At 72.3% G+C, this 20639-nt stretch carries 24 protein-coding genes and 2 pseudogenes; 24 read left to right on the plus strand and 2 right to left on the minus strand.

What is annotated here, in order from left to right; all coding sequences use genetic code 11:
* Window positions 1-11: 11 nt before the first annotated feature.
* The 7 genes and pseudogenes from P3T34_RS17750 (at window position 12) to P3T34_RS17780 (ending at window position 5818) form a co-directional block, all read left to right on the plus strand.
* Window positions 12-638 carry a hypothetical protein gene (locus tag P3T34_RS17750; protein ID WP_280667005.1) on the plus strand — a complete coding sequence of 209 codons (627 nt, stop codon included), beginning with the start codon at window positions 12-14 and terminating at the stop codon, window positions 636-638.
* 31 nt (window positions 639-669) lie between these two features.
* Window positions 670-1113: a hypothetical protein gene (locus tag P3T34_RS17755; RefSeq protein WP_280667006.1), complete on the plus strand. Its 444-nt coding sequence runs from the start codon at window positions 670-672 to the stop codon at window positions 1111-1113.
* Between the two features lie 67 nt (window positions 1114-1180).
* Entirely contained in the window at window positions 1181-1894 is a 714-nt protein-coding gene (locus P3T34_RS17760; protein WP_280667007.1) for a hypothetical protein, read from the plus strand.
* 172 nt (window positions 1895-2066) lie between these two features.
* Window positions 2067-3837 (plus strand): annotated as a pseudogene (locus P3T34_RS17765) (TraM recognition domain-containing protein).
* A 62-nt stretch (window positions 3838-3899) separates the two neighbouring features.
* Entirely contained in the window at window positions 3900-4733 is an 834-nt protein-coding gene (locus tag P3T34_RS17770) for a hypothetical protein (RefSeq protein WP_280672193.1), read from the plus strand.
* Between the two features lie 81 nt (window positions 4734-4814).
* Window positions 4815-5636 (plus strand): hypothetical protein, encoded by an 822-nt coding sequence (locus tag P3T34_RS17775; RefSeq protein ID WP_280667008.1) that lies wholly within the window; start codon window positions 4815-4817, stop codon window positions 5634-5636.
* The gene (locus P3T34_RS17780; RefSeq protein WP_280667009.1) at window positions 5633-5818 is read left to right on the plus strand and encodes a hypothetical protein; all 186 of its coding nucleotides are present in this window, start codon (window positions 5633-5635) and stop codon (window positions 5816-5818) included. Before P3T34_RS17775 ends, P3T34_RS17780 begins: the two co-directional genes overlap by 4 nt.
* Window positions 5819-6167: 349 nt before the next feature.
* Here P3T34_RS17780 and P3T34_RS17785 read toward each other — a convergent pair whose 3' ends face one another.
* Together P3T34_RS17785 and P3T34_RS17790 are read right to left on the minus strand one after the other, a co-directional pair.
* Window positions 6168-6290 (minus strand): hypothetical protein, encoded by a 123-nt coding sequence (locus P3T34_RS17785; RefSeq protein ID WP_280667010.1) that lies wholly within the window; start codon window positions 6288-6290, stop codon window positions 6168-6170.
* A 276-nt stretch (window positions 6291-6566) separates the two neighbouring features.
* Window positions 6567-6806 (minus strand): hypothetical protein, encoded by a 240-nt coding sequence (locus P3T34_RS17790; protein ID WP_280667011.1) that lies wholly within the window; start codon window positions 6804-6806, stop codon window positions 6567-6569.
* Between the two features lie 251 nt (window positions 6807-7057).
* Here P3T34_RS17790 and P3T34_RS17795 point away from each other — a divergent pair, with 251 nt between their 5' ends.
* The 17 genes and pseudogenes from P3T34_RS17795 to P3T34_RS17875 all read left to right on the plus strand — a co-directional run bounded on the left by P3T34_RS17795 (window position 7058) and on the right by P3T34_RS17875 (window position 20633).
* Window positions 7058-7618 carry a hypothetical protein gene (locus P3T34_RS17795; protein WP_280667012.1) on the plus strand — a complete coding sequence of 187 codons (561 nt, stop codon included), beginning with the start codon at window positions 7058-7060 and terminating at the stop codon, window positions 7616-7618.
* 105 nt (window positions 7619-7723) lie between these two features.
* The gene (locus tag P3T34_RS17800; RefSeq protein WP_280667013.1) at window positions 7724-8338 is read left to right on the plus strand and encodes a hypothetical protein; all 615 of its coding nucleotides are present in this window, start codon (window positions 7724-7726) and stop codon (window positions 8336-8338) included.
* A 64-nt stretch (window positions 8339-8402) separates the two neighbouring features.
* The gene (locus tag P3T34_RS17805; RefSeq protein WP_280667014.1) at window positions 8403-8975 is read left to right on the plus strand and encodes a hypothetical protein; all 573 of its coding nucleotides are present in this window, start codon (window positions 8403-8405) and stop codon (window positions 8973-8975) included.
* Window positions 8972-9601 carry a hypothetical protein gene (locus P3T34_RS17810; protein WP_280667015.1) on the plus strand — a complete coding sequence of 210 codons (630 nt, stop codon included), beginning with the start codon at window positions 8972-8974 and terminating at the stop codon, window positions 9599-9601. Before P3T34_RS17805 ends, P3T34_RS17810 begins: the two co-directional genes overlap by 4 nt.
* A 109-nt stretch (window positions 9602-9710) precedes the next feature.
* On the plus strand, window positions 9711-10385 hold the full coding sequence (locus tag P3T34_RS17815; RefSeq protein ID WP_280667016.1) for a hypothetical protein: 675 nt from the start codon (window positions 9711-9713) through the stop codon (window positions 10383-10385).
* A 62-nt stretch (window positions 10386-10447) separates the two neighbouring features.
* Entirely contained in the window at window positions 10448-11068 is a 621-nt protein-coding gene (locus P3T34_RS17820) for a hypothetical protein (RefSeq protein ID WP_280667017.1), read from the plus strand.
* A gap of 20 nt (window positions 11069-11088) precedes the next feature.
* A pseudogene (locus P3T34_RS17825) lies at window positions 11089-11589 on the plus strand (DNA cytosine methyltransferase); the annotation flags it as partial.
* Window positions 11471-12322: a hypothetical protein gene (locus P3T34_RS17830; protein ID WP_280672195.1), complete on the plus strand. Its 852-nt coding sequence runs from the start codon at window positions 11471-11473 to the stop codon at window positions 12320-12322. The pseudogene P3T34_RS17825 and the gene P3T34_RS17830, both read left to right, overlap by 119 nt.
* A 93-nt stretch (window positions 12323-12415) precedes the next feature.
* Window positions 12416-13054: a DUF4913 domain-containing protein gene (locus tag P3T34_RS17835; protein ID WP_280667018.1), complete on the plus strand. Its 639-nt coding sequence runs from the start codon at window positions 12416-12418 to the stop codon at window positions 13052-13054.
* 29 nt (window positions 13055-13083) lie between these two features.
* Window positions 13084-13836, plus strand: a complete 753-nt coding sequence (locus tag P3T34_RS17840) for a hypothetical protein (protein ID WP_280667019.1) — start codon at window positions 13084-13086, stop codon at window positions 13834-13836.
* The gene (locus P3T34_RS17845) at window positions 13833-14336 is read left to right on the plus strand and encodes a hypothetical protein (protein WP_280667020.1); all 504 of its coding nucleotides are present in this window, start codon (window positions 13833-13835) and stop codon (window positions 14334-14336) included. Before P3T34_RS17840 ends, P3T34_RS17845 begins: the two co-directional genes overlap by 4 nt.
* 50 nt (window positions 14337-14386) lie before the next feature.
* Window positions 14387-15238 (plus strand): winged helix-turn-helix transcriptional regulator, encoded by an 852-nt coding sequence (locus tag P3T34_RS17850; protein WP_280667021.1) that lies wholly within the window; start codon window positions 14387-14389, stop codon window positions 15236-15238.
* A 110-nt stretch (window positions 15239-15348) separates the two neighbouring features.
* Window positions 15349-16209: a DUF317 domain-containing protein gene (locus tag P3T34_RS17855; protein WP_280667022.1), complete on the plus strand. Its 861-nt coding sequence runs from the start codon at window positions 15349-15351 to the stop codon at window positions 16207-16209.
* A 693-nt stretch (window positions 16210-16902) separates the two neighbouring features.
* Window positions 16903-18042, plus strand: a complete 1140-nt coding sequence (locus P3T34_RS17860) for an MFS transporter (protein ID WP_280667023.1) — start codon at window positions 16903-16905, stop codon at window positions 18040-18042.
* A gap of 27 nt (window positions 18043-18069) precedes the next feature.
* A complete protein-coding gene (locus tag P3T34_RS17865) occupies window positions 18070-18768 on the plus strand; it encodes an HAD family hydrolase (protein ID WP_280667024.1) in 699 nt (232 codons plus the stop codon).
* Between the two features lie 66 nt (window positions 18769-18834).
* Entirely contained in the window at window positions 18835-20061 is a 1227-nt protein-coding gene (locus P3T34_RS17870) for a DUF4259 domain-containing protein (RefSeq protein ID WP_280672197.1), read from the plus strand.
* A complete protein-coding gene (locus P3T34_RS17875) occupies window positions 20058-20633 on the plus strand; it encodes a hypothetical protein (RefSeq protein WP_280667025.1) in 576 nt (191 codons plus the stop codon). The genes P3T34_RS17870 and P3T34_RS17875 overlap by 4 nt, the downstream gene beginning before the upstream one ends.
* Window positions 20634-20639 lie beyond the last annotated feature (6 nt).

Raw genomic sequence — 20639 nt, forward strand, 5'->3', positions numbered from 1 at the left:
GGACGGCACCAGTGATCCCCTTCATCACCCGGTACGCGAACACCCTCGGCCTGCTGAACGCCATTCACCTTCACTGTGTCAACCGCGGCAACCCCCGGCCCTATGCCATCGCGGCCTGGCGACCCGATGTCGACCTCCCCGTTCCCGGCACCGCCCTCATGGACCAGCTCGTAGACGAACTGGAGGGCCCGCTGCGGCAGTTCGCTGCCCCGGCCCAGGACGCAGCCCGGCCCGGCCGCGCGCGGCAGGTGTGGCAGTGCACCCTGCGCACCCATCCCGACAGCGTTCCCCTCAGCGACGGGGCGTGGGCGAGCGCCGTGAGCCGCGTAGTGGCCGCCGCCGGAATCGCTCCAACGGGCGACGAGGCCGGATGCCGGTGGATCGCACTGCGGACCGGTGACCACGAGGTGCGCATCGTCGCCCCGATGATGCGCCTGGACGGCCGCCTGCCGCGCCTGCACAACGATGCGTCGCGGGCCAAGGCCGTCTGCCAGCTCATCGAGCTGGAGACCACCGGCTCCCGGCGGCACACCGCAGCACTCGCCCGGAACATCCCGATCTCCGTCCCCGCACCCCATGCACCTGCGACGGCCATCTCCCGCCCAGTCCCAGGCCGGCTCCCGGCCGCGTCCCGATGAGGCCACCACCCTGACCACCGATCCCTCCGGCATGAACCCCTACTACCGGGCCAGTGACTGCGTCGGCCGAGCAGGCCAGGCGCTCAGCGACCTGCGAACGGCGATGCACGACGTCGACGACCCCCACGACGTCGCCCAGCTGCTCCGCGAGCTGTTCCTCACCCAAGGGCCGATCCCGCGCGTGGCCGAGATCGTGCGCGACATCGCGCTCTGGGCCCACAAGGAAGGACTCACCGAGGACGCGCTGCACACCTCCCTCCTCGACGACTCCACCACGCTGAGCCGCCTCGCCTGGCGCCTGGCCGACGCTGGCGACCAGGTCGACCATCAGACCGAGCAGATCACCTGCGGCCAGGCCCGCACCCAGGCCGCGCTCATCCGCTCCCCGGTCTCCGCCCTGGCTGGCGGCGCGCCCGTCCTTCAGGGCGACGGCGTCACCGTGACCGCCGAGCCCGCCAGCGCCCGCTCACGATGACCCCCACCACCAAGTCCCCCAGTGGAACGGAGCGCCCATCACCACCGTCCCCTCCGCCGGCCACATCGTGTTCGCCCGGCTCCCCAACGAGAACACACCTGGCCAGAGCGCCTGGGCACAGGCTCCCGACCCGGCCAGCTGCGGCATTCTCGACCGGGCCGGCTTCGTCAACGAGGGCGGCAGCCGCATCTACACCGCCGAGGGCCACGGCACGGCCGACCTCTTCCAGCGGATCCGCTTCGCCCAGCAGATGCTCCAGGACGCCGGATACACCACGCGCGTCGTCCCTCCGCTGCCCCGTGCCCACACCGAACCGCTCCTCCGCGAGTCGGACTGGCTGCTGTTGGAAGCGCGGCTGACCACGGCCGCCGCCCAGGTCTACAACGCGAACGCCCAGGACATCGGCGAAATCCTCGGCCGGTTGACCGATCCCCAGTATGGACTCCTCGAACGAGTCATCGCGGTCGTGGACACCGCCGCCCAGAAGCTCGCCAACCAGGCCGATCGTGGCCCCGCCCAAACCTTGTCGGACCGGCTGCGGGACGCCAGCGAGCAGCTCACCCAACTCGGCCACGACGTCGCCGCGCTGAGCGAGGAAACCGCCGCGACAGAACCCGATCACTACCCAGTCGAGCCGATCCCAGCCGACGAGCGTATGACCGCGGCCCGTTCACTCTCCACCCGCCTCGGCCCCGCCAGCCCGCCCGCACCCCTTCCCGGCGCCGACCGGCCCGCAGCATCCGCCGCATCAGCCCGTCAGGCATCCGCACTGCGTGCCTGAGACTCACCGGCCGCCGGCCTAGCTGCGGCTTTACCACCCCGCGCCGCCCGGTGACCTCCCCCGGCCAGCTGCGACGCCGGGCCCTTGGCCCGCATCTCCCACCCCGCGCCCCGCCAACTGGCCCTTCTCGCGCAGGGGTTCCCCCTTCACCGTTCTGCAAGGACCCCCCACCCTGCCTCCCGCCTCCACGCCCAAATCCCCGTCCGCCACCCCCGGCACCGACGCCGTCCTGTACACGCTGATCGGCGCCGGCGGCGCCCTCGCCGTCTACGGAACGCTCGCCTGGATCGGCGGCAACACCGCCAACGCCCTTGCCGGGCAAGGCCCATGGTCCCCGTACCAGCCGGTCACCTCCGCACTCCACCCCGCACAGCTGTGGCCTCACCTCCACCAGCCACTGCTGCTCGTCAGCGCCCGTGTCACCCCCGGCCTGATCGCCCTGCTCCTCGCCGGCATCGGCATCAGCCTCTGGCTCAAGCGCCGCAAGCCGACCGACGGACTCGCCACCCCCCGCGACCTGGCCGCGCTGCTGCCGAAAGAAATCACCGCCAAGGCACAGGACTTGAGGCCGAGCCTGGCCAAGGCCAAGCCCAAGGACATCGCCGCGGACGACACCGGCGTCCTGCTCGGCAGCCTCGGCGAGGGCGGACCCGAGGTCCGCTCCAACTGGGAGGACGTCATGATCGCGATCATGGCGCCCCGGTCGGGCAAGACCACCTCGATGGCCGTGCCGGCGATCCTGCGCGCACCGGGCCCGATCCTGCTGACCTCGAACAAAGCCGCCCGCGACGCCTACACGGCGTGCTTGGAGGCGCGCGCCGAGGTCGGCCAGGTCTGGACCATGGACCCCCAGCAGATCGCCCACACCCCCCAGGGGATGTGGTGGGACATCCTGGCCGACGCCAAGGACCTGCCGGGCGCCCGCCGTTTGGCCGGCCATTTCGTCGCCGCAGCCGTGGACGAATCGTCGGCCGGCGATTTCTGGAGCACCGCCGCCCAGAACACCCTGTGCGCCCTCTTTCTGGCCGCAGGAATCGACCGGCGGCCAATCACCGACGTTCTCTCCTGGCTCGCCCAGCCTGCCGACCGAACGCCGATCGATATTCTCAAGGCCCACGACATGACTGCTGTGGCCAATCAGTTGCAGGGCACGGTCAGCGGCGCGGTGGAGACCCGCGATGGAATCTATGAGACCGCCCGCCAGTACGCCGCCTGCCTTTTGGACCCGCGAATATCGGCATGGGTGACCCCCCAGCCGGAACTTCCCGAGTTCAAGCCCTCAGAATTCGTGGTCCGCAAGGACAGTCTGTTTCTACTGTCCAAGGATGGCGGTGGCAGCGCGAGCGCGCTGATCGCTGCGGCAGCCGATTCCGTCATGCGCACCGCTGTAATCCAAGCGGAGCGGGACGGCGGCCGTCTCGACCCCGCCGCTGCTGGCCGTCCTGGACGAGGCCGCAAATGTCTGCAAAATCGGAGACTTGCCCGATTTGTATTCCCACCTGGGAAGCCGTGGAGTCATCCCGATCACGATTCTTCAGAGCTATCGGCAAGGTCAGAAAGTCTGGGGAGAAGCGGGCATGGACGCCATGTGGTCCGCCGCGACTGTCAAATTGATCGGCTCCGGAATCGATGACGCGGATTTCGCCGACAAATTGAGCCGCCTGGTGGGCGACCACGACGTCGAGACCGTCTCCCACTCCACTTCCGAGTCCGGCCGATCCACGTCAACTTCCATGCGGCAGGAGCGAATTCTTCCGCCTGACCAGATCCGAAGCCTGCGGAAGGGAACCGCCCTGCTCTTCGCGACCGGCACCAAGCCCGCGCTTCTCCAGCTCCGCCCCTGGTACAAGGAACCCGGCGCCGACAAAATCGGCGCGGCCTCCTCCCGGCAGACCGTACTCATCACCGAGCGCGCTCTTGCCAAGGTCGGTGAGGCCGTATGAAGACGACCACCGAACCGGCGATGCGGACCCTCAGCCTGGGCGCCGGAGTTCAAAGCTCCACCCTGCTCCTTCTTTCCGCCCTGGGTGAGCTTCCGAAAATCGACTATGCCATTTTCTCGGACACAGGCTGGGAACCGGAAAAAGTCTACCGGCATTTGGACCGAGTGGAGCGGGAGATAGCCCGGCCTGCGGGCATACCGATTCTTCGCGTCTCCTCCGGGAACATCAGGAACGATGCTCTCGACCCGGCGCACCGATTCGCGTCCATGCCGCTCTACATTCTCAACCGGGATGGGACTCCGGGCATGACTCGGCGGCAGTGTACTTCCGAGTATAAAATTAAACCGATTAAGCGCGAGGTGCGCAGGCTTCTTGGTTATCCGCATCCGGTCCGGGTGCCGCGCGGCGTGTTCGCCGAGCAGTGGATCGGCATTTCCACCGATGAGTTCCATCGGGCGAAGGATGCCGACGTCAAGTACACCAGGAACAGGTTCCCGCTGATCGAGCTGGGCCTTTCTCGTGGGGACTGCCTCGGGCTCCTGGCGGAGCATGGCCTGGAAAGCACTCCGAAGAGCAGTTGCCTTGGTTGTCCATTTCATGGGAATGCGCAGTGGCGCGCTATTCGCGATGAATCGCCCGAGGAGTGGGAGGACGTGGTCGCCTTCGACCGGGCGATCCGGGCCGGCAACGCGAGGGCGACCGCCGAGGGGCGCGAGCTGCTCGGGCAGGCGTACCTGCACCGCTCACGCGTCCCGCTCGACGAGGCGCCGATCGACAAGCTGACCCGCCGTGAGCAGCTCGACCTGCAGGAGCGGCTCTCCGCTGACGAGTTGGAGTTCGGCCCGGCCGACGGGTGCTCCCCCTACGCCTGCCGCAGCGGGGAGGCGGTCGAGTGAGCAGCAAATGGTGCTCGTCTGCCCTTTCCGGACTGGCAGTTGCCCCTTCCGCCTGCCACTCGATCCGACTTGAGGAGACGTGTGAAGGACATTCTTGACGGCCTCGACGGCTTCAGCGCGGCGGACCCCGCGTCGCAGTCGGCCTACCGCGACATGCGGCTCTTCTGGGACCTCTACGAGGTCGTCAGCGAGCATCGCAGTGCCGGCGGGCACGATCAGTTCCTCGTCACCGCGAACCTGACGGCCGCGTCTTCTATGACCGGCTCTCCGCGGGCCTTCGCCGTGCACGTCCACCGCGATCCGCAGGCGGAGACGTTCAGCATCCGCACGAACTCCGCGGCCACGTTCGCCTGGGCCGGGCACTGGCTGGTCGGCCGGGGCGCGGACCCTCAGGCCCTGGCCCGGCGCCGGGGCGAGGAGGGCGTGGACCCGGTGGACCAGATCTTCGCGTCCGGCGAGCCCGTGCAGCTGCTCGGCGGGCGGGAGTACGCCGATTCCCGGCCGGCTGACCGCACGACCCGCCTGATCGAGAACCGGGTCCGCCGCTCCCGCGACCGCTACCTGCTGCAGGGCTACAACGCCATGTACGCCCAGTACCCGAAGGACCGCACCTGGGTGCTGCTGTTCGACCGGCACCCTCGCGCAGCGGGGCGGCGGTTCCTGCTGCAGATCGAGACCGTCGACGAGGAGAAGTCGACGTACACGATCCGCGAGGGGGCCTTCCCCACCAAGCGGCAGGCCAACGACTGGACCGATCAGCACTGGAAGCAGCCGCTGGCGGGCCTGTCTGCGGTGGACCCGGCCACCGGGTTCCCGCTCCACGCGGCGCCGGCCGCCCCGCCCGCTGCACCGTACTTCGTGCGCCCGTCCGCGCCGGCGACCGGGCTGCGGGGACACCTGTGACGAAGCTGCTGAGCGCCGAGCGCCTGCCCGGCCTGCCGGTCGCCCGGATCCGCGACACGTGGCACCTGACGGCCGGCTCCGACACCGTGGCCGTCGAGGACCCGCAGCTGGTCGCGGACCTCGAGCGCCTCGCCCGTCTCCTGGCCCGCACCGGCGGCGGCGTCTCGCCGGAGGCCGCGTGAACCCCCAGTTGGAGGCCGAGCAGGCACTCCTCGGCGCGCTGCTCCTGGATCCCCGGCAAGTGGAGGCGGTCGCTGGCTGGTTGGAGGCTCGCCACTTCTACCGTCCTGCCCACGGTGCGCTGTTCGCGGTGCTGCTCGCCCAGCGCGCCACCGGCCACCGCTCCCTGGCCGCCGATGCCGGCAAGGAGGAGCGCCGCGACTGGGCGCTTCAGGCCATGGCCGGTGCGGCCGAGGCCAGTCGGGGATTCTCGGCGTCCTACGGACACACGCTGATCGCCGCCTGTCCGCGCTCTGATCACGCGGCCTCCTACGGGCGGATGGTGCTGGAGACCGCGGTGCGCCGAGCGCTTCAGGAGCACGCCCACCGGCTGCTGGCCGCCGCCGAGGGCGGGTCGGTGGAGGCCACCGTGGAGCTGACCGGGGTCCTGCGGTCGGTGATCCGCCAGCTGGCCGACATCTGGGGGGCGCCCATCGATGCCCGCCGACGCCACCGGCTGCCGGATCCGCCGACAATCGCCCGTGACGAGAGGCGAGAGCGGGCCGTCCTCGGCAACGAGGAGATGCTGCTCGGCGCGCTGGTCGACTCGCCCAGGCAGGTGGCGCAGGTCGCCGCCTGGCTTCAACCCGCCGACTTCGCCGATGCCGGCCACGCCGCGCTCTACCAGGCGGTGGTCGCGCTCGGCCACCGCGGGGAGCCCGTGGATGCCCTCACCGCCTTGTGGGAGGTCCAGCGGCGAGGCGCCCTGGCTCAGGGTGTGCTGACGGTGGAACGGGTCAGGGCCGTGTGCGCGGGCGGGGCGGCGGCGGACCCAGAGTACTTCGGGGAGCTGGTGTTGCGCGCCTCGTTGATGCGCTCGGCCGCGACGGCGGCGGGCATCGTGCGGGTCATGGCGCTGGACGCCTCCGTCTCCGCCACCCGGCTGCTCGGCGCCGCCGCGCAGGCCGTGCAGCCGGTCGAGGAGGTCCGCTCCCGGTGGGCCGCGGCCAACGGCGAGCTGCCACCCCGCGCCCGTCACCGGTCGTCCTCCAGGGTGGCCGCAAGGGCGCCGCTCTGGCTCGCAGCTCCCCGCCGGCCACCACGGTGGCGCAATCACAGCTCGAGCGGAGCCGCCACGAGGCGGCCACTCCCGCGCCGCGCCGCGCGGCAGTCCCCGACCGCCCGCCTGTCCGCAATGCCCCGCCGCTGTAAGGAGGTTCCCCCTGGCCACGTCCCCCGATGGCTACACGCACGAGCTGCGTGTGCTGGCCGACCGCATCGACACCGCTCGCAGCCTCGATCCTGCTCTCTGGCCGCAGGTCGGCGTTCCGGGCGCGACCCAGGTCATCCACCAGCTCGCGGCCCTCGACGCGCTCCGCGCCCACGCCGCCAGTTCGACCTCTCCCGCCGGCGCAGCGCGACCCAGGCAGCGGACAGCGCGCCGCGCGGAGCTGGCCTTCGATGTGGCTGCCGGTCACCTGGCCGGGGCCATGCAGCACCTCTCGGAACTTCTGCACTTGACCCTGGTCGTCGCCCGCCAGCACCGCCCGCCCGTCTCGAACCAGGAGGAAAACGCGCAGGCTCTCGTCAAGCGCGCCGATATCGCGCTGCGCAACGCGGCGGTGGGCCTGCGGGTGCACGCCGATCGCCTGCCCACTGCGGTACCGGAGCCCGTTCCCCGCGCCGTCGGCGTTCGGGCGGCAGCCGCCCGCCTGCGCACCGCGATCTTCCCCCACGCGGAACCCATGACCGTCGTATCCCTCGTGAGGCCGGTCCGCCCTGCCGACCCCGCCAACGTCATCCCGCTCCACCGCGGCCACTGAGACGCCGCGCCTGCCCGCTGCACCGCCGCCCGGTCCCGGCCCACCACCGCGCCGTCCAGCCGGCCCCGTGAACATCCTGCCCTCCCACCCCCGTCTTGGAGATCCGTGCCCACCGCCGTGCCCGCCCCTTCCCAGCAGCGGCCGGACCAGCGCCTGCTGGCCGCCGCCACCACGATCTCCGGCCTCCAGAGCGATGTGCCCGCCGCCTACCGCGAACAGGGTCCGCCCTCCCTGACCGAACTTGCCGAGCAGGCGAGCGCGATCAACGCACAGCACCAGCTGCTCCTCGCCACGGCCGCCGCGCTGGCCCGCTCTCCCCGCACGGGCGCCCACCGAGCGGCCGTCCGGCCCCTGGCCGACGCCGCCGAGAAGCTCGGCAGGGCGGTGGCAACGATCAGCCGGGCCGCTTCGATGGCAGGCCGGCTCTACGAGGTCGACGGCCTCGCCAGCGCGGCCGCACGGCAGACCCGCGAGAAGGCCGGCCAGCAGCTGAACCTCGCCCTGTCCCATACGCGCCTGGCTCTGGGCGAGGCCGTCGACAACCTGCGTACCGACGCCCTTGCCCTGTCGATGCCGCCCTCCGGTTCCCCAGCCAATGCCCGCGGCCCGCGCAGCTCAGCCGCCGTGGCTGCGGGCAACCGCACTCTCGTCGCGATCAGCGCGGCTGTACCGAGGGCCGAGCTGCCCGCAGCCGCCCCCGCCGCTCAGCGCAGCAGGTGAGGTTCCGGCAGAGCACCACCACCCGGTCGGCCTGACAACCCTTTCTTCTGCCAGTGGAGTTCGCATGGCCAAGACCGCCCCCGCCATAACGGCGCTCGATCTGGACGACCTCACAGCCGTCCTGCGGATGCTCGGCGACCGGGCCGACACCACGCCGACGGCACCCGGCACACCTGTGCCCGACCCCGCTGAGCTGCTCAAGCACACCGCCAGCTTCCAGACCCTCATGCGGCACTGCGCGGACAACGCTGCCCGCCACGCCAAGATCGCACCGGAAACCGACGCCGCCGCACCGGCGATGGCGGATGCCTATCTCGGCGCGCAGGTTCACGCAGCTACGGCCCACCGGCACCTGGCCCTCGCTCTGGAGCTCTCCCTGCGGGCCCTGCGCGGCGACCCCGCCACCGACCCTGCCGCCGTGGCCGCGACCGCGTACCAGCAGCGCACGTACGGGGCGCTCACCGCCCTGTCGCAAGCCCACGAGGCTGCCTGGTTCGGCGCCAAGCAGCTCGAGACCGCCGCCCGCCAACTGCCCAAGCCCGTGCCGTCCAGGTCCGCCGCCGGCACGCAGGCGGCTGCCGTCACCGCGCAACCCGCCCAGGCCGAGCCTGCTGCCGCAGGTCGGGGCCGCCGATGAGCGACGTGCGTCCCGAGGACGTCGAGCGCCTCACAGTTCTGGTCCGCGACCTCGCCGAGGTCCGCCGAGCGGTACGGCAGACTGCCGCCCAGGAGCCAAGCCAGGTACCGCAGTTGCTCGGCGAGAACATCAATGCCCTCACCGGCTACATCGCGGGAGCTGCCCGCCTCGGCGCCGAACTGTCCGAGCGTCCCCGCCGTGGGGTGCCCAACCCCGGGGAGATGTGGGGCCAGGAGTTCGCGGCGACACGGGGCGCCGCGATCCTGGTTCGGCTCACCGAACTGCTGCCCGGCGCCTACGACTTGCAGAACCAGGTGCGGCCTCGCGGCACGATGCGCACGCACTTCGTCAACCCCCTGCTGGCCGGCCAGCAGCGGGCCCGATTCAGCGAGGTCGACGAGGCGTTCGGCTCCGTCCTCGGCGTCCTGCGCAGGACCCGAAGCGGCCTGCGCAGGGTCATGCAGCGCGAGCAGCAGCGCGCCCGGGAAGCCGAGGCCGCTCCCGCCGCATCCTCCGCCCGCGCCGCGGCGGCCCGCACCAGCCCCCACCCGCCGCTGGTCGTCTCCGCCCAACCGGCCACCGCCGCCACCGGCACCGGCCGGGAACCCGCCCGGCTCAGCCGCTGAGCGGACCTGCCGCAACCTCCCCGCACCGCAGACCGCTCGGTGCACCCCGCCCAGTCCCCCTTCTTCCAGGAGCCCGCTCTTGTCCCGTCGCGTCGACCTAGAGACCCGCATGTTGCACGACCTGACCGTCGAACTCGGTGCCCACTCCGAGCGGCTGTTCCACATCTCCACCCACCGCAGCCCGACGCCGCAGATGATCTCCAAGGCGCTGGAGGACCTGACCCGGCTCCAGAAGACGGTGATCATCAACACGGGTGACGCCCCTCTGTCCGGCACCACGCTCACCGCGGATGAGGAAGTCGCCTACCGGCGTTCGACGCTCGCCTACGGCATGGCCGGCGTGCTGATCAGCAAGGCAGTCCTGCGTGCGACCCCGGCCCTGGTCGCCGCCGTCCAGATCAGGGACCGACCCGCCGAGCGGCCCGTCATCTCGCGCGAGCGGCTCACGTCCCACCGGGCGCTGTCGGCCGCGCGGCACATCCTCGACGAGGCAGCCGCCACGGTGGCCGAGATCGCCGCCGACCTGACCGGGCCGGAGCCGAAGGCGCTCCTGGCGATCACCGAGAAGGCCGCGGGCGAGCACGCCCAGGCCACCACCCGCAGCGCGGTCGACGAGTCCGTGCAGGCCCCGCACCTGGTGTACACCGCCCGGCCAGCCGCGAAGGCCGCCACCACTACGCCGTCCCGCTCCACCAGCAGCACCGCCACTGCGCCGCCGGACGAATCCGCCCTGACTCCGGCAGCCCCCGCACCGGCCCGCTCCCCGGCCCGCGCCACCCGCTGACCGCAACAGGGCGCGGGCCCAAAGCCGCCCGCCGCGCCAACACACCTGCGAAAGAGAACGATTTGCCCGAGACCACCACTGTTCACACCGACGAGGTGCGCCGCGTCGCCGAGCACATCGACGCCCTGCGGGCCTTCCTGGCCCTGACCGACAGGGATCCCAGTCCCGCCAACGCGGCCGAGCAGCTGATGGCGGTCCGCCAGGCGCACCGGGACGCGGTGTTGACCGCCTCCGTCCTCAACGGCACAGCTGCGGGCAGCCCGTCCGCCACGGAGGAGACGCGGCTCGCCGCCCAGACGCTCAGCCGGGGCGCGACGCTCATCGCCGAGGCCGACACGCATCTGGTCGGGCTCATCGCGCTGACAGAGACCTTCACCAACCCGTACGGCGTCGAGCCGAAGCAGTGGGCCGCCGCCCAGGCGCAGATCCGCCTCGCCGACAAGCCGCTGGCCCTGGCCGCGAAAAACCTGCACAACCGCGCGGCCCACCCGTCCTCGCCCGACGTCAGCGACGGGACGCTGCGCTCCAGCGCGCGCTCGGCCGCCGCCCGCCTGCGCTCGGCCCTGGTCGGACGCCCCGCGACGACCGGCCTCTCGCCCGCCGCCGCAGCCGCCGGCCCCCGGGCGTCGGTCGTCGCCACTCCCCCCGCGCACAGCAACTCTTCTGCTGTGAAGGGACGTTGACTCTCCTGACCGCACCCGGAGTGCGGATCGGCTCGTTGTGCAGCGGCTACGGAGGGCTGGACCAGGGGGTCCAGGCTGCCTTCGGCGGGTCCGTCGCCTGGCACGCGGAGTCCAATCCCCATGCGGCGGCCATCCTGCGCAACCGCTGGCCGCATGTGCCAAATCTTGGCGATATCACGCAAGTTGACTGGCGTGCTGTCGAGCCCGTGTGCGTGTTGGCAGCGGGGTTCCCCTGTCAGGATGTCAGCGTCGCGGGTGCCCGCAGGGGGCTGATGGAGGGCACCCGCTCGGGCCTGTGGCACACCATCGCCCGTGCCATACAAATCCTCAACCCGTGCTTGGTGGTGATCGAGAACGTTCGTGGAATTCTCTCAGCGCCCGCTGCTGCGGCAGCCGATGGCGATCTGGAGTTCTGCCCGTGGTGTCTGGGAGACACAGGAGCTGAACCTGCTGTGCGGGCACTCGGCGTTGTTCTCTCGGACCTGGCCGGCCTCGGGATGGATGCGCGATGGACGATGCTACGCGCCTCTGACGTCGGCGCGCCACATCGACGAGAGCGGATCTTCCTCACCGCCTGGCCGCGCTCTGCCCACGCCGAAGGCGAGGGACGCCAAGGGGCCGGACTCGGTTCGCGAGGACCTGGGGCATGCCGTCACGCTGCTGAAGACTCCGACGTCGAATTTGGGCGGGCAGCATCGGGGGCAGTCAGCACCCGGATCGCAGGCGGGAAGGCGGGCACGGTCCGAATCTCAGCGACGAGGTGGAGCATCTGCTGCCGACACCGAAGGCGAGCGACGGGACGCACGGCGGCCCGAACTCGCGTGGCAGCAAGGGCGACCTGACGCTGCCGAGCGCGACGGCGCGGCTGCGGCCAGGATCGCGACCCGGCAGCAGGGTGACGGCGACGGCGACCACGGGGTTGGACTGCTCACCCCCGTTGCCGATCTGGACGACGTCGGAGCCCGGGAGCGACTGAGCCGGTGGGGACCGTACGGGCCGGCCATCACCCGCTGGGAGCGGGTCACCCGTCCGGCGCCGGACCCGACCGATGCGCGCGGACGGCTGGCCCCGGCCTTCGTCGAGTGGATCATGGGCGTCGAGAAGGGCCTCGTCTGCGACGTCCCCGGGCTGAGCCGGGCCGCACAGCTCACCGCTCTCGGCAACGGCGTCGTCCCCCAACAGGCGGCCAGGGCACTGGAGTTGCTGTCCCCGCCAGCGGTCCTGTGCGGGGCTCACCGCCATCGCGAAGCGTGAGCGGCGCCGCCTTATACACCCGCAGGTGGCCGTTTTAAAACGGCCGCTTCATCAGCATTCTCGTGTCTATCGCCCCCAACGCCAGGAGCCCGCTTGACCAGCCACGATCCCGACCACTCCCCCGCCGAGGAGACAGCGCCGCCTGCCGCGGACCCGGCAGTCGCCGCGCCGCTGTTCACCGCCGAGCCGGTGGCGGGCCTGAGCGAGGACCAGGTCGAGGCACTGTCGGCCCGCCTCAACGCCCTGGCCAGTGCCTACGAACTACAGGCCGAGCAGCTGGCCAGCATGACCAGTGCCGAAGCGCCGCCGCAGGAGACTGCAGCCGAGGAGGCCGAGCCGGGCAGCGAGCCGATGTACATCGTCGCGTTCGACGACCCCGAGTACTACGCCGAGTTGGAGCTGATGACGCCGTGGGTCGACCAGATCCTGTCGGCCATCTTCGGTGCGGAGGTGACCGCCGGCCGGCCCTGGTGCCTGCGCTGGCCCGAGCATCCGGACGCGGTCGCGCGCATCCACGCCTGCTGGCTGGCCTGGCAGGCCGCGATCGACCCGCAATCGGGCCCAGCCGGCCCCTCCTCCTGGCTGCGCGACCACCTCGAGCCGCTGCTCGGCAAACTTCGCAGCCCTGACGGCCCGTTCGCCGCCTGCTCGAGCCTTGGCCACATCAGCCACCGCGTGCTGGACCACCCCGGCTTCACCGACCCCGACGCGCTTCTCCCGGCCGCCGCCTGAGCCTGCCCGCCCCCAACCGCCCGACGAAGGTGTCCGCCCTGAACGACTACGACTTCCCCAACCTCAAGCCCGCCGACGCCGAATCGGCCGGCATCCAGCTGCGCCTGCAGGCCGCCGAGGAAGTCCTGGGCTTCCTCGACGCCCAGTACGGCGATCCCGACGAGTACCTGCTGTTCGAGGACCGCGTCGGTTACCTGGATTCCGACATGGCCATCCACGCCTTCCACATCCGCTACGACCACGATGCGGGCACCATTCGGCTCAGGACGGCGGCGCAGCCGACCATCGCCCTTGGCATGGCGTGGATGGTCGAACACGGCGCCAGCGTCTCGTACTTCGTCCAGCACGGTGAGGACCAGAGCACCCCGGCCGACGCGAAGAGCGCCGCCATCGCCCGGCGCATCATGGCCAGCCCCGGCCGCTACGACATCGTCGACCACGGCGTCGAACTCTCCGAGAGCTGGGCGCTGCTGCGCGACAGTGACCCGCGGGCTGCGGACAAGCCGTACCTGCTGCACATCGAGCACATCCGCGACGAGGGCGGGTTCACGCTGCGGGAGGGCTCCTTCGCCAGCCCGCAGGAGGCGCAGGCGTGGCTGGAGGTCCGCGACCGGTCGCTGCCGGCGGCGCTGGCCGCCGACACGGTGGTGCAGGTGTCGGCTGCGGCGAGCGCCGCCCGTAGCCGCTCGACATCGGTTCCGACCGTGCGCGCGACGTCCGGTGTGCTGCCCGAGCCCGTTCGGGTGTCTGCGGTGCCGGCGGCCGGAGGCCCGCACCGGTGAGCGTGACGGCCGCGCGGGCACTGGCCGAGGTGAGCGTCCACCCCGAGGCGCTCACCGATCTGCTGGCGGTGCCCGCGCACGTCCGCGAGCTGGCCATCCGCTACCTCGACCGCCTGGTGCGCTCCGAGGTACGCGGGCCCGTCCTCGAAGACCATGTCGGGCGCGAGCTGTCCGCGGCCCGAAAGATCTACCTGGACGAGCGCAACCTGTACCGCCTGGTCTACACCGAGCGCCGCGCCCAGGCGCACCCGCGCCACCTGCAGGCCATCCACGTGATCGCGGTCGGCGAGCGGCGGGACCTGGCGGTCTACGAGACCGCCGCCCGCCGCCTTCGCCCCACCCCACGGGGGCTTCCGCCCCGCTTCCAGGCCGCGCTCGCCGCCTCCCGGACCACCGGCGACCACCGCCCCGCCACCGCCTCGGCGGCGGCAGCAGCAGCAGTACGAGGAGCCGCGCCGCCACTCGTGATCTCCGCCAGCCCCGCCGCCCGCCTCACCTGAGTCCTCACCAGCACCAGCCCTGGCCTCCCGTCACCGAAAGGCGCACCTCCGTGCCCGCAGCCCCCGCCGTCTCCCCCCGCCCGGTCCGCGACCAGGCGCACCAGGCCGGCCCGATCCAGCGCAGCGTCGAACTGGTCTCCCCCCGCTGGAGCGTGTGGGTCCTGCAGTCTCTGGCCGGCGCCGACGCGATGCGCCACGCCGATCTCCAGGCCGCGCTGCCGATGGTCAACGACACCACCCTTCACCGGCGCCTGCAGCAGATGGACGAGGCCGGCCTCGTCCACCGCAGCCGCCAGGGGCGCACCAACAGCTACGCGCTCACCGGCGCGGGAAAGGCTCTGGAGCCGGTCCTGGACACCCTCTGGGACTGGGGGCGCCTCCACCAGGGCACCCACCAGCCCAAGGCCAGGGCCCAGGTCATCGAGGAAGCCCTCGCGCCGCTCAGCTACAGCTTCGCCACCGACATCCTGCTCGAACTGGAGCACGGGGAGGCGTACTGGTCGGACATCCTGCAGGTGCTGCCCGCCGGCTCCGCCGGCCACCGGGTCGCTGCCTTGGAGCAGCAGGGCCTGGTGGCCCGCGACGGCGAGCCGCGCAACCAGCGCTACCACCTCACCTCCGCCGGACGCGCGCTCGAGCCGTTCTTCGACGCCGCCGAGGACTGGGCCCACGCCCACCTGCCCGGCGCACCACGCCCGCCCGCCGCCAGCCCGGCCATGGCCGCCGCCCTCGCCGCGAGCCGACCTGCGGCATCGCCGGCACCCACCGAGCAGCGGGCCGAGGCAAGCCGGGCCCAGGCGGCCCGGCTCCGCTCCGCGACCAGCCGCCTGGTCTTCTCCCACCAGCCCGAGCCCCAGCCCGCCCCGCTCATCATCAGCGCGGCCCCCGCCCGCCAGCGCTGACCACAACCACTTTCCCAGACGGGGAGTTCGAAAGGAGGAGGACCACGGCATCCCAACCTCGCAGCACCGAGCAGGTCAAGCAGTTCCTGGACCGCTCGAAGGAGTTGGCGGTGGGGCCCGTCCATCTGGCCGGCGAGACCGAGCACGGCGAGCAGCGCGTCATCACGCCGCTGACCGACGACTACGGCTGGAACCGCCAGATGATCGGCGGCGCGGACAGCATCCTCGACAGCCCCTGCCGGCGGGTGCGCCTGGCCCACGTGCCCTCCGGCTCGTTCTACGCGGCGGCGTGGATCATCAACGCCGCGCCAGGTCCGATGCACCAGCCGGTCTGGCAGGGAGCCTTCGACTTCGGCACCCCGCCCGAATTGGTGGCCGCCCTGACCGACCGCCTCGCCGCCGACCTCGCCGACGGCGGCCTGCTGGCACTCCACGGCAACCGCCACCCCCACCAGGCGATCGGCCAGCTGGAGCGCGCCGGCTGGAACCGCTCACGCGACCCCAACGGCACCGGCCGCGTCCTCACTCTGGACGAACTGTGGGACAGCGACCTGCTGTACAGCTCACCCGACGAGCTGCTCTCCGTGCGTCGCCGCTCCCATATCGGCTCGTGGGAAGACGAATTGACCAGAGGGCCGGAGGCGTGGGAGATCACCGCCGGCCCCGCGGCGGGACAGGATTCGGCGGGCCGGCTGTGGCGGGCCACGTTCACCTCCGCCACCCCCACCCACCTCGTTCGCGAACTCACCGCCGCACTGACCAACCCCATGCCCGTCTTCCGCGACCAGGCCGACCTCGACCACCGGCCGGAAGTCGAACCGTTCCTGGTCACGACCGCCAACTTCACCCGCACCGCAAGCGATCGAGCCAAAGCCGCGCGCGCTACCCGCCTCTCCGGCCCGGTCACCCCGGCCGTCGGCGCCGCGCACCAGCACCCGCCAACTGGCCACCAGCCCAAGCAAACCCGCTGACCGTGCGCCCACCCGCCAGCACGACGACGAAGGACACCGCCGCCTTGAACCCCGACCACCAGACGCTGTCCGAGCCGAGCGACGCCTTCCCGACCGGCGACCCGTGGGCCGACCCTGGCCACCGCCTCGACCTGCCCGGCCGAACTCGCCCAGACGATCAGCGGCGACGCCGAGCACCTCGCCGACCTGGCCGACGTACTCGACCAGGCCCTCGACGACGCCGAACCGGCCCGCCAACTGGGCGCGGACCTCCTGACCGCCCTGGTCACGCTGAGCATCACCTGCGCCAACGCCGCCGCCACCGCCGACCTGTCCAACCCGCCGACCCACGAGGCGATCAGCGCGCTGCGCAGCCTGGAATCCGCCGCCTGCGGCGTTCTGGCCGCCGCCGGGGTTCTGACCACCGGCCTCGAACAGGCCCCATCCGGCGCGGAGGCCGGCGACGGCGTCCGGCAGCTGCGGGCCAGGGCAGCGGGGATCGTCCGGCAGGCACACGGACACGTGATGGCCGCCGCCACCGCGCTGGACCCCGCACTCCCGCCGCCCGCGGGCCCGTCCTGCCGTCTGTGACCCCGCCACCTCAACCCTTGGAACGCGCCCCTGCTCCCCGCATCCGACACCGCCACCCCAACCTCCCCTGAAGCTTGGCTCGTTGAGCGGCACGGCTTCCGTTCCGTCCTGGCCACCCGCTACGTGGCCCCGCTGCTGCTGGGCACGCTGGTGGGCCGGCTGCCCACCGCGATGGCGCCGATCGCGCTGCTGCTCGCGGTGCGCGCCGCCGGCGGCGGCATCGCGCTGGGCGGCACCATGGCCGCCCTGTACGGGCTGGCGGCAGCACTCGGCCAGCCGCTGCTGGGCCGCATGGTCGACCGCACCGTCCTGGCCCCGGTCGCCGCCACCGGGGCGGCGGTCAGCGGCGCGGCATTCATCGCGCTCGCTGTCACCGACCCGGCCCGCCACCCGGTGTGGGCGGGCGCCCTCGCGGCGGTCGCCGGTCTGTTCACCCCGCCGCTCGAGGCCGGGCTGCGTGCCAGGTGGGCCCACCTCGTCCCGGACCCCGTCCGGCAGCGGGCCGCGTACACGCTGGACTCCACCAGCCAGGAGATCGTGTTCGTGGCCGGCCCCCTCGCCGCGACCGCCCTCGCCCAGCTGCTCTCGTCGAGGGCCGTGCTCGTGGCGTGCGCGATAGTCGGCCTGTACGGCGCGCTGACGGTCGCCTTCTGCCCGCCGTCCTACCGGTGGCGGCCCGAGCGCCACCCGGCGCACTGGCTCGGGCCACTGCGCTCGCGCGGCCTGCTGCTGGTCCTGGCCGCGATGGCGTTCCTCGGCACCACCTTCGGCTCCTTCACGATGCTGGCCCTGGACCTGGCCACACGTCAGCACAACGGCTGGCTGACCGGCCTGCTGCCCGGCGCGTTCTCGGCCGGCAGCCTCGCCGGCGGCGTCCTCTACGCCCGCCGGACCTGGCCCGGCTCTACCGCCCACCACCTGGTGCTCGCCTCGGCCGGCTTCGCCGCGGGCTTCCTGCCGCTGCTCGCCCCTCTTCCGCCGGCAGCCGCCGTCGCGCTGGCCGTGCTCCCAGGTCTGTTCCTGGCGCCGATGCTCACCACCGTGTTCGTCCTGCTGGACCGGCTGGCACCGCTCGGCACCGCGACCGAGGCCGCCGCGTGGATGATCGCCGTGATCGGCGTCGGCCAAGCCGCGGGAACCTCCCTGGCCGGACACCTCTGCGCCGACGGGCCGCTCGCCGCCGCCGCGGTGCCCGCTCTCGCCGCCGCCAGCACCGCCTGCCTCCTCGCGGCCGGACGCCGCCTGCTCACCACTTCTTCCTGACCCCAACTCTGCGACAAGGGAACCTGCTTGACCCATTCGACCAGCACCACCATCGCCCCGATCCGCATCGTCTGGGACTGGAACGGCACCCTGCGGGACGACCTCGACGACCACGTCGCCGCGCTCAACGCCACACTCCCCGCCCTCGGCGCCGCCCCCGTGTCCCGCGAGACCTACCAGGCCGAGCACCGGGTGCCCATCCCGCGCTTCTACGAGGCGCTGCTCGGCCGGCCGATCACCGAGGACGAGTGGAAGGCCAGCGACGCCGCGTTCCTCGACGTCCTCGCTCGGCGGCCAGTCCGCCTGCGCAGCGGTGCGCGGCAGCTGATGCTGCGCCTTCGGGCCCGCGGGCTGGGGCAGAGCCTGCTGTCGCTGGCCCCGCACGAGGTACTCGTCAAGGAGGTCGCGCAGGTCGGGATCGGCGGGCTGCTGGAGCGCGTCGAAGGGCGCACCAGTTCCTCCGGCGGCACCAAGGGCATGGCGCTGGCGGCCCATCTGGAGGCGCTCGGGCCGCACGTCGACCCGTCCCGGGTGCTGGTGATCGGCGACTCCCTCGACGATGCCGCCGCCGCGCGCGCCGTCGGCGCATTCCCGGTGCTGTACTCCGGCGGCCTGCACTCGGCCGAGCGGCTCACTGTCGCCGGCGTGCCGCTCGTGGACACGCTCGAGGACGCCGTCGCCACCGGCATCGCCGCCCTCGCCCACCAGCAGCTCACCGCCGCCTGATCCAGGCCGCCGCTCCACCGCGCCAATCCCGACACGACTTCAGGAGTTCCCATCGGTACCTGGGGAATCGGCCCCTTCGACAGCGACCACGCCGGCGAGTTCGCCACCGAGGTCGACACCGCCCCCGCGCAAGACCGCGCCGCGGTGATCCGCGGCCGACTCGCCCGCGTAACCTCCGGGCCGCCGCTGGTCGACTCGTACGAGGGCGACGAGGCCGTCGCCGCGGCTGCCCTGGTCGCCGCGCAGTGCCCGGGCGGCACCCCGGTCACCTCGGGACACCGCCCGAGGAAGCCGATCCCGACTCTGCCGCCCGAGCTGCGCCCGCTCGCCGCCAAGGCCCTCGACCGTGTCCTCGCCGACGCACAGGGCCGCGTCGACTCTTGGACCGATGCCGTGGACCTGGGCGAGCGCTGGCTGAGCTCGGTCGTACGGCTGCGCATGGTCCTCGACCCGGAGACCAGGCCGGTGGTGGCGTACACGCCGCGGCCGGTCAAGCTCAAGGCCACCGACGTCGGCACCCGGATGGTCCACCAGACGCTGGGAGTCGACCACATCCGCTCCCTTCCGGGTACCGACGACGGCGGCCCACTCGGCGAGCTCCTCGAGCAACTCGCCCGCACCGCCGTCCGTATGGACCACGTTCAGGACAACCTCGTCAGCCTCGCCAGGATGATCCAGCGGGACATGCAGGAGGTCATCGACGGCCGGGACGTCGACCAGCCGCAGACCCGCGGCGTCGTCGGCTCCGCCGCGCTCTCCCTCGACCTGCTGGTGGCCCGCCGCGCCGAACTCCACGAACGCCTCACCGGGCTCACCGAGACCTACCGCTCCCTCTCCACCTGGACTGCCGCAGCCCAGCCAGCGGCGCCGGCCCCAGCCGAGAAGGCGAGCGCGAACAAGGCACCGGACAATCCGGTCACGCTCACCTCGACCCAGGAGAAGGCGCTGGCGGCCATCGCCACGGGCAACGTACTGCTGCACGAGGGCGGTCGCCTCGGCGCCTGGATCGTCCACGCCCCGCGCGGCGTGCGGATCACCAACGCCACCCTGAACGCCCTGTTCAGCAAGGAGCTGGCGAACCGCGACACGTCGACCAGCCTGTACGTCGGACAGAAGATCTACCTCACGCCGGACGGCCATGAGCGACATGCGGCGCTGTCCGCATCGACCCGCGCCAGTGCCGCCCGCACCCGCTCAACCCAGGCCCCGAGCAGCCCCGGGACGCAGGAGGAGCTGGCCGTCGTCTCCGCCACGCCCGTCCTGTCCCAGGCCGTCGAGCGGAGTGCCCGTTGACCGCGACCGACACACCTGGCAGCTCATCACCGACCCTGACGGTGGCCGGGCCGCCGGCGCTCGCGGGGCGCCGCATGGTCCAGGACAAGCTCGGGATCGACACCCGGGATCTGCGGCGCCTGCACCCCGGACTCGACGGCCCCGGCGCGCTGGCCGACCAGATGGAGCGTCAGGCACGGGATCTCGACCAACTCGACCACCAGCTGCGCAGGCTGGCGTCGGACGCCCTGGACCGCCTTCGCGCGATCACTCGGGGCGACCATTCACCGATCCAGTCCCACGGTGTTCTGCGAATCCTTGGCTCGGACATTGAGACCACTGGCGCACGGTTCGACCAGGCCCGGCACGGGCTGGAAGCAACGATCGCCTCCTACCGGCAGGCCAAGGCCGAGCAGCTGGCACCAGTACCTCTCGGCCGCCCAGCCGCCGTCGGCCAGGGCCGCAGTACTGCCGCTCTGACCCGCAGCACGCCCGCTGACCTGCCCACCGCGACGGCACTCGGCACCGAGGGCGCCCAACTCCGGCCGTCTCGGCCGCAGCAGGCCAGCCCGCCGGGCAACCGCCAACACTGACCGGTC

Origin of the sequence: Kitasatospora sp. MAP12-44, from assembly GCF_029892095.1 — a bacterium.
In the GTDB taxonomy this organism is placed as follows: Bacteria; Actinomycetota; Actinomycetes; order Streptomycetales; family Streptomycetaceae; genus Kitasatospora.

Coding starts and splice junctions, on each gene's coding strand:
- P3T34_RS17755 (WP_280667006.1), top strand. CDS start 670: ATGAACCCCTACTACCGGGCCAGTGACTGCGTCGGCCGAGCAGGCCAG.
- P3T34_RS17785 (WP_280667010.1), bottom strand. CDS start 6,290: ATGGGCGCCCCCCAGATGTCGGCCAGCTGGCGGATCACCGACCGCAGG.
- P3T34_RS17805 (WP_280667014.1), top strand. CDS start 8,403: ATGGCCAAGACCGCCCCCGCCATAACGGCGCTCGATCTGGACGACCTC.
- P3T34_RS17810 (WP_280667015.1), top strand. CDS start 8,972: ATGAGCGACGTGCGTCCCGAGGACGTCGAGCGCCTCACAGTTCTGGTC.
- P3T34_RS17815 (WP_280667016.1), top strand. CDS start 9,711: ATGTTGCACGACCTGACCGTCGAACTCGGTGCCCACTCCGAGCGGCTG.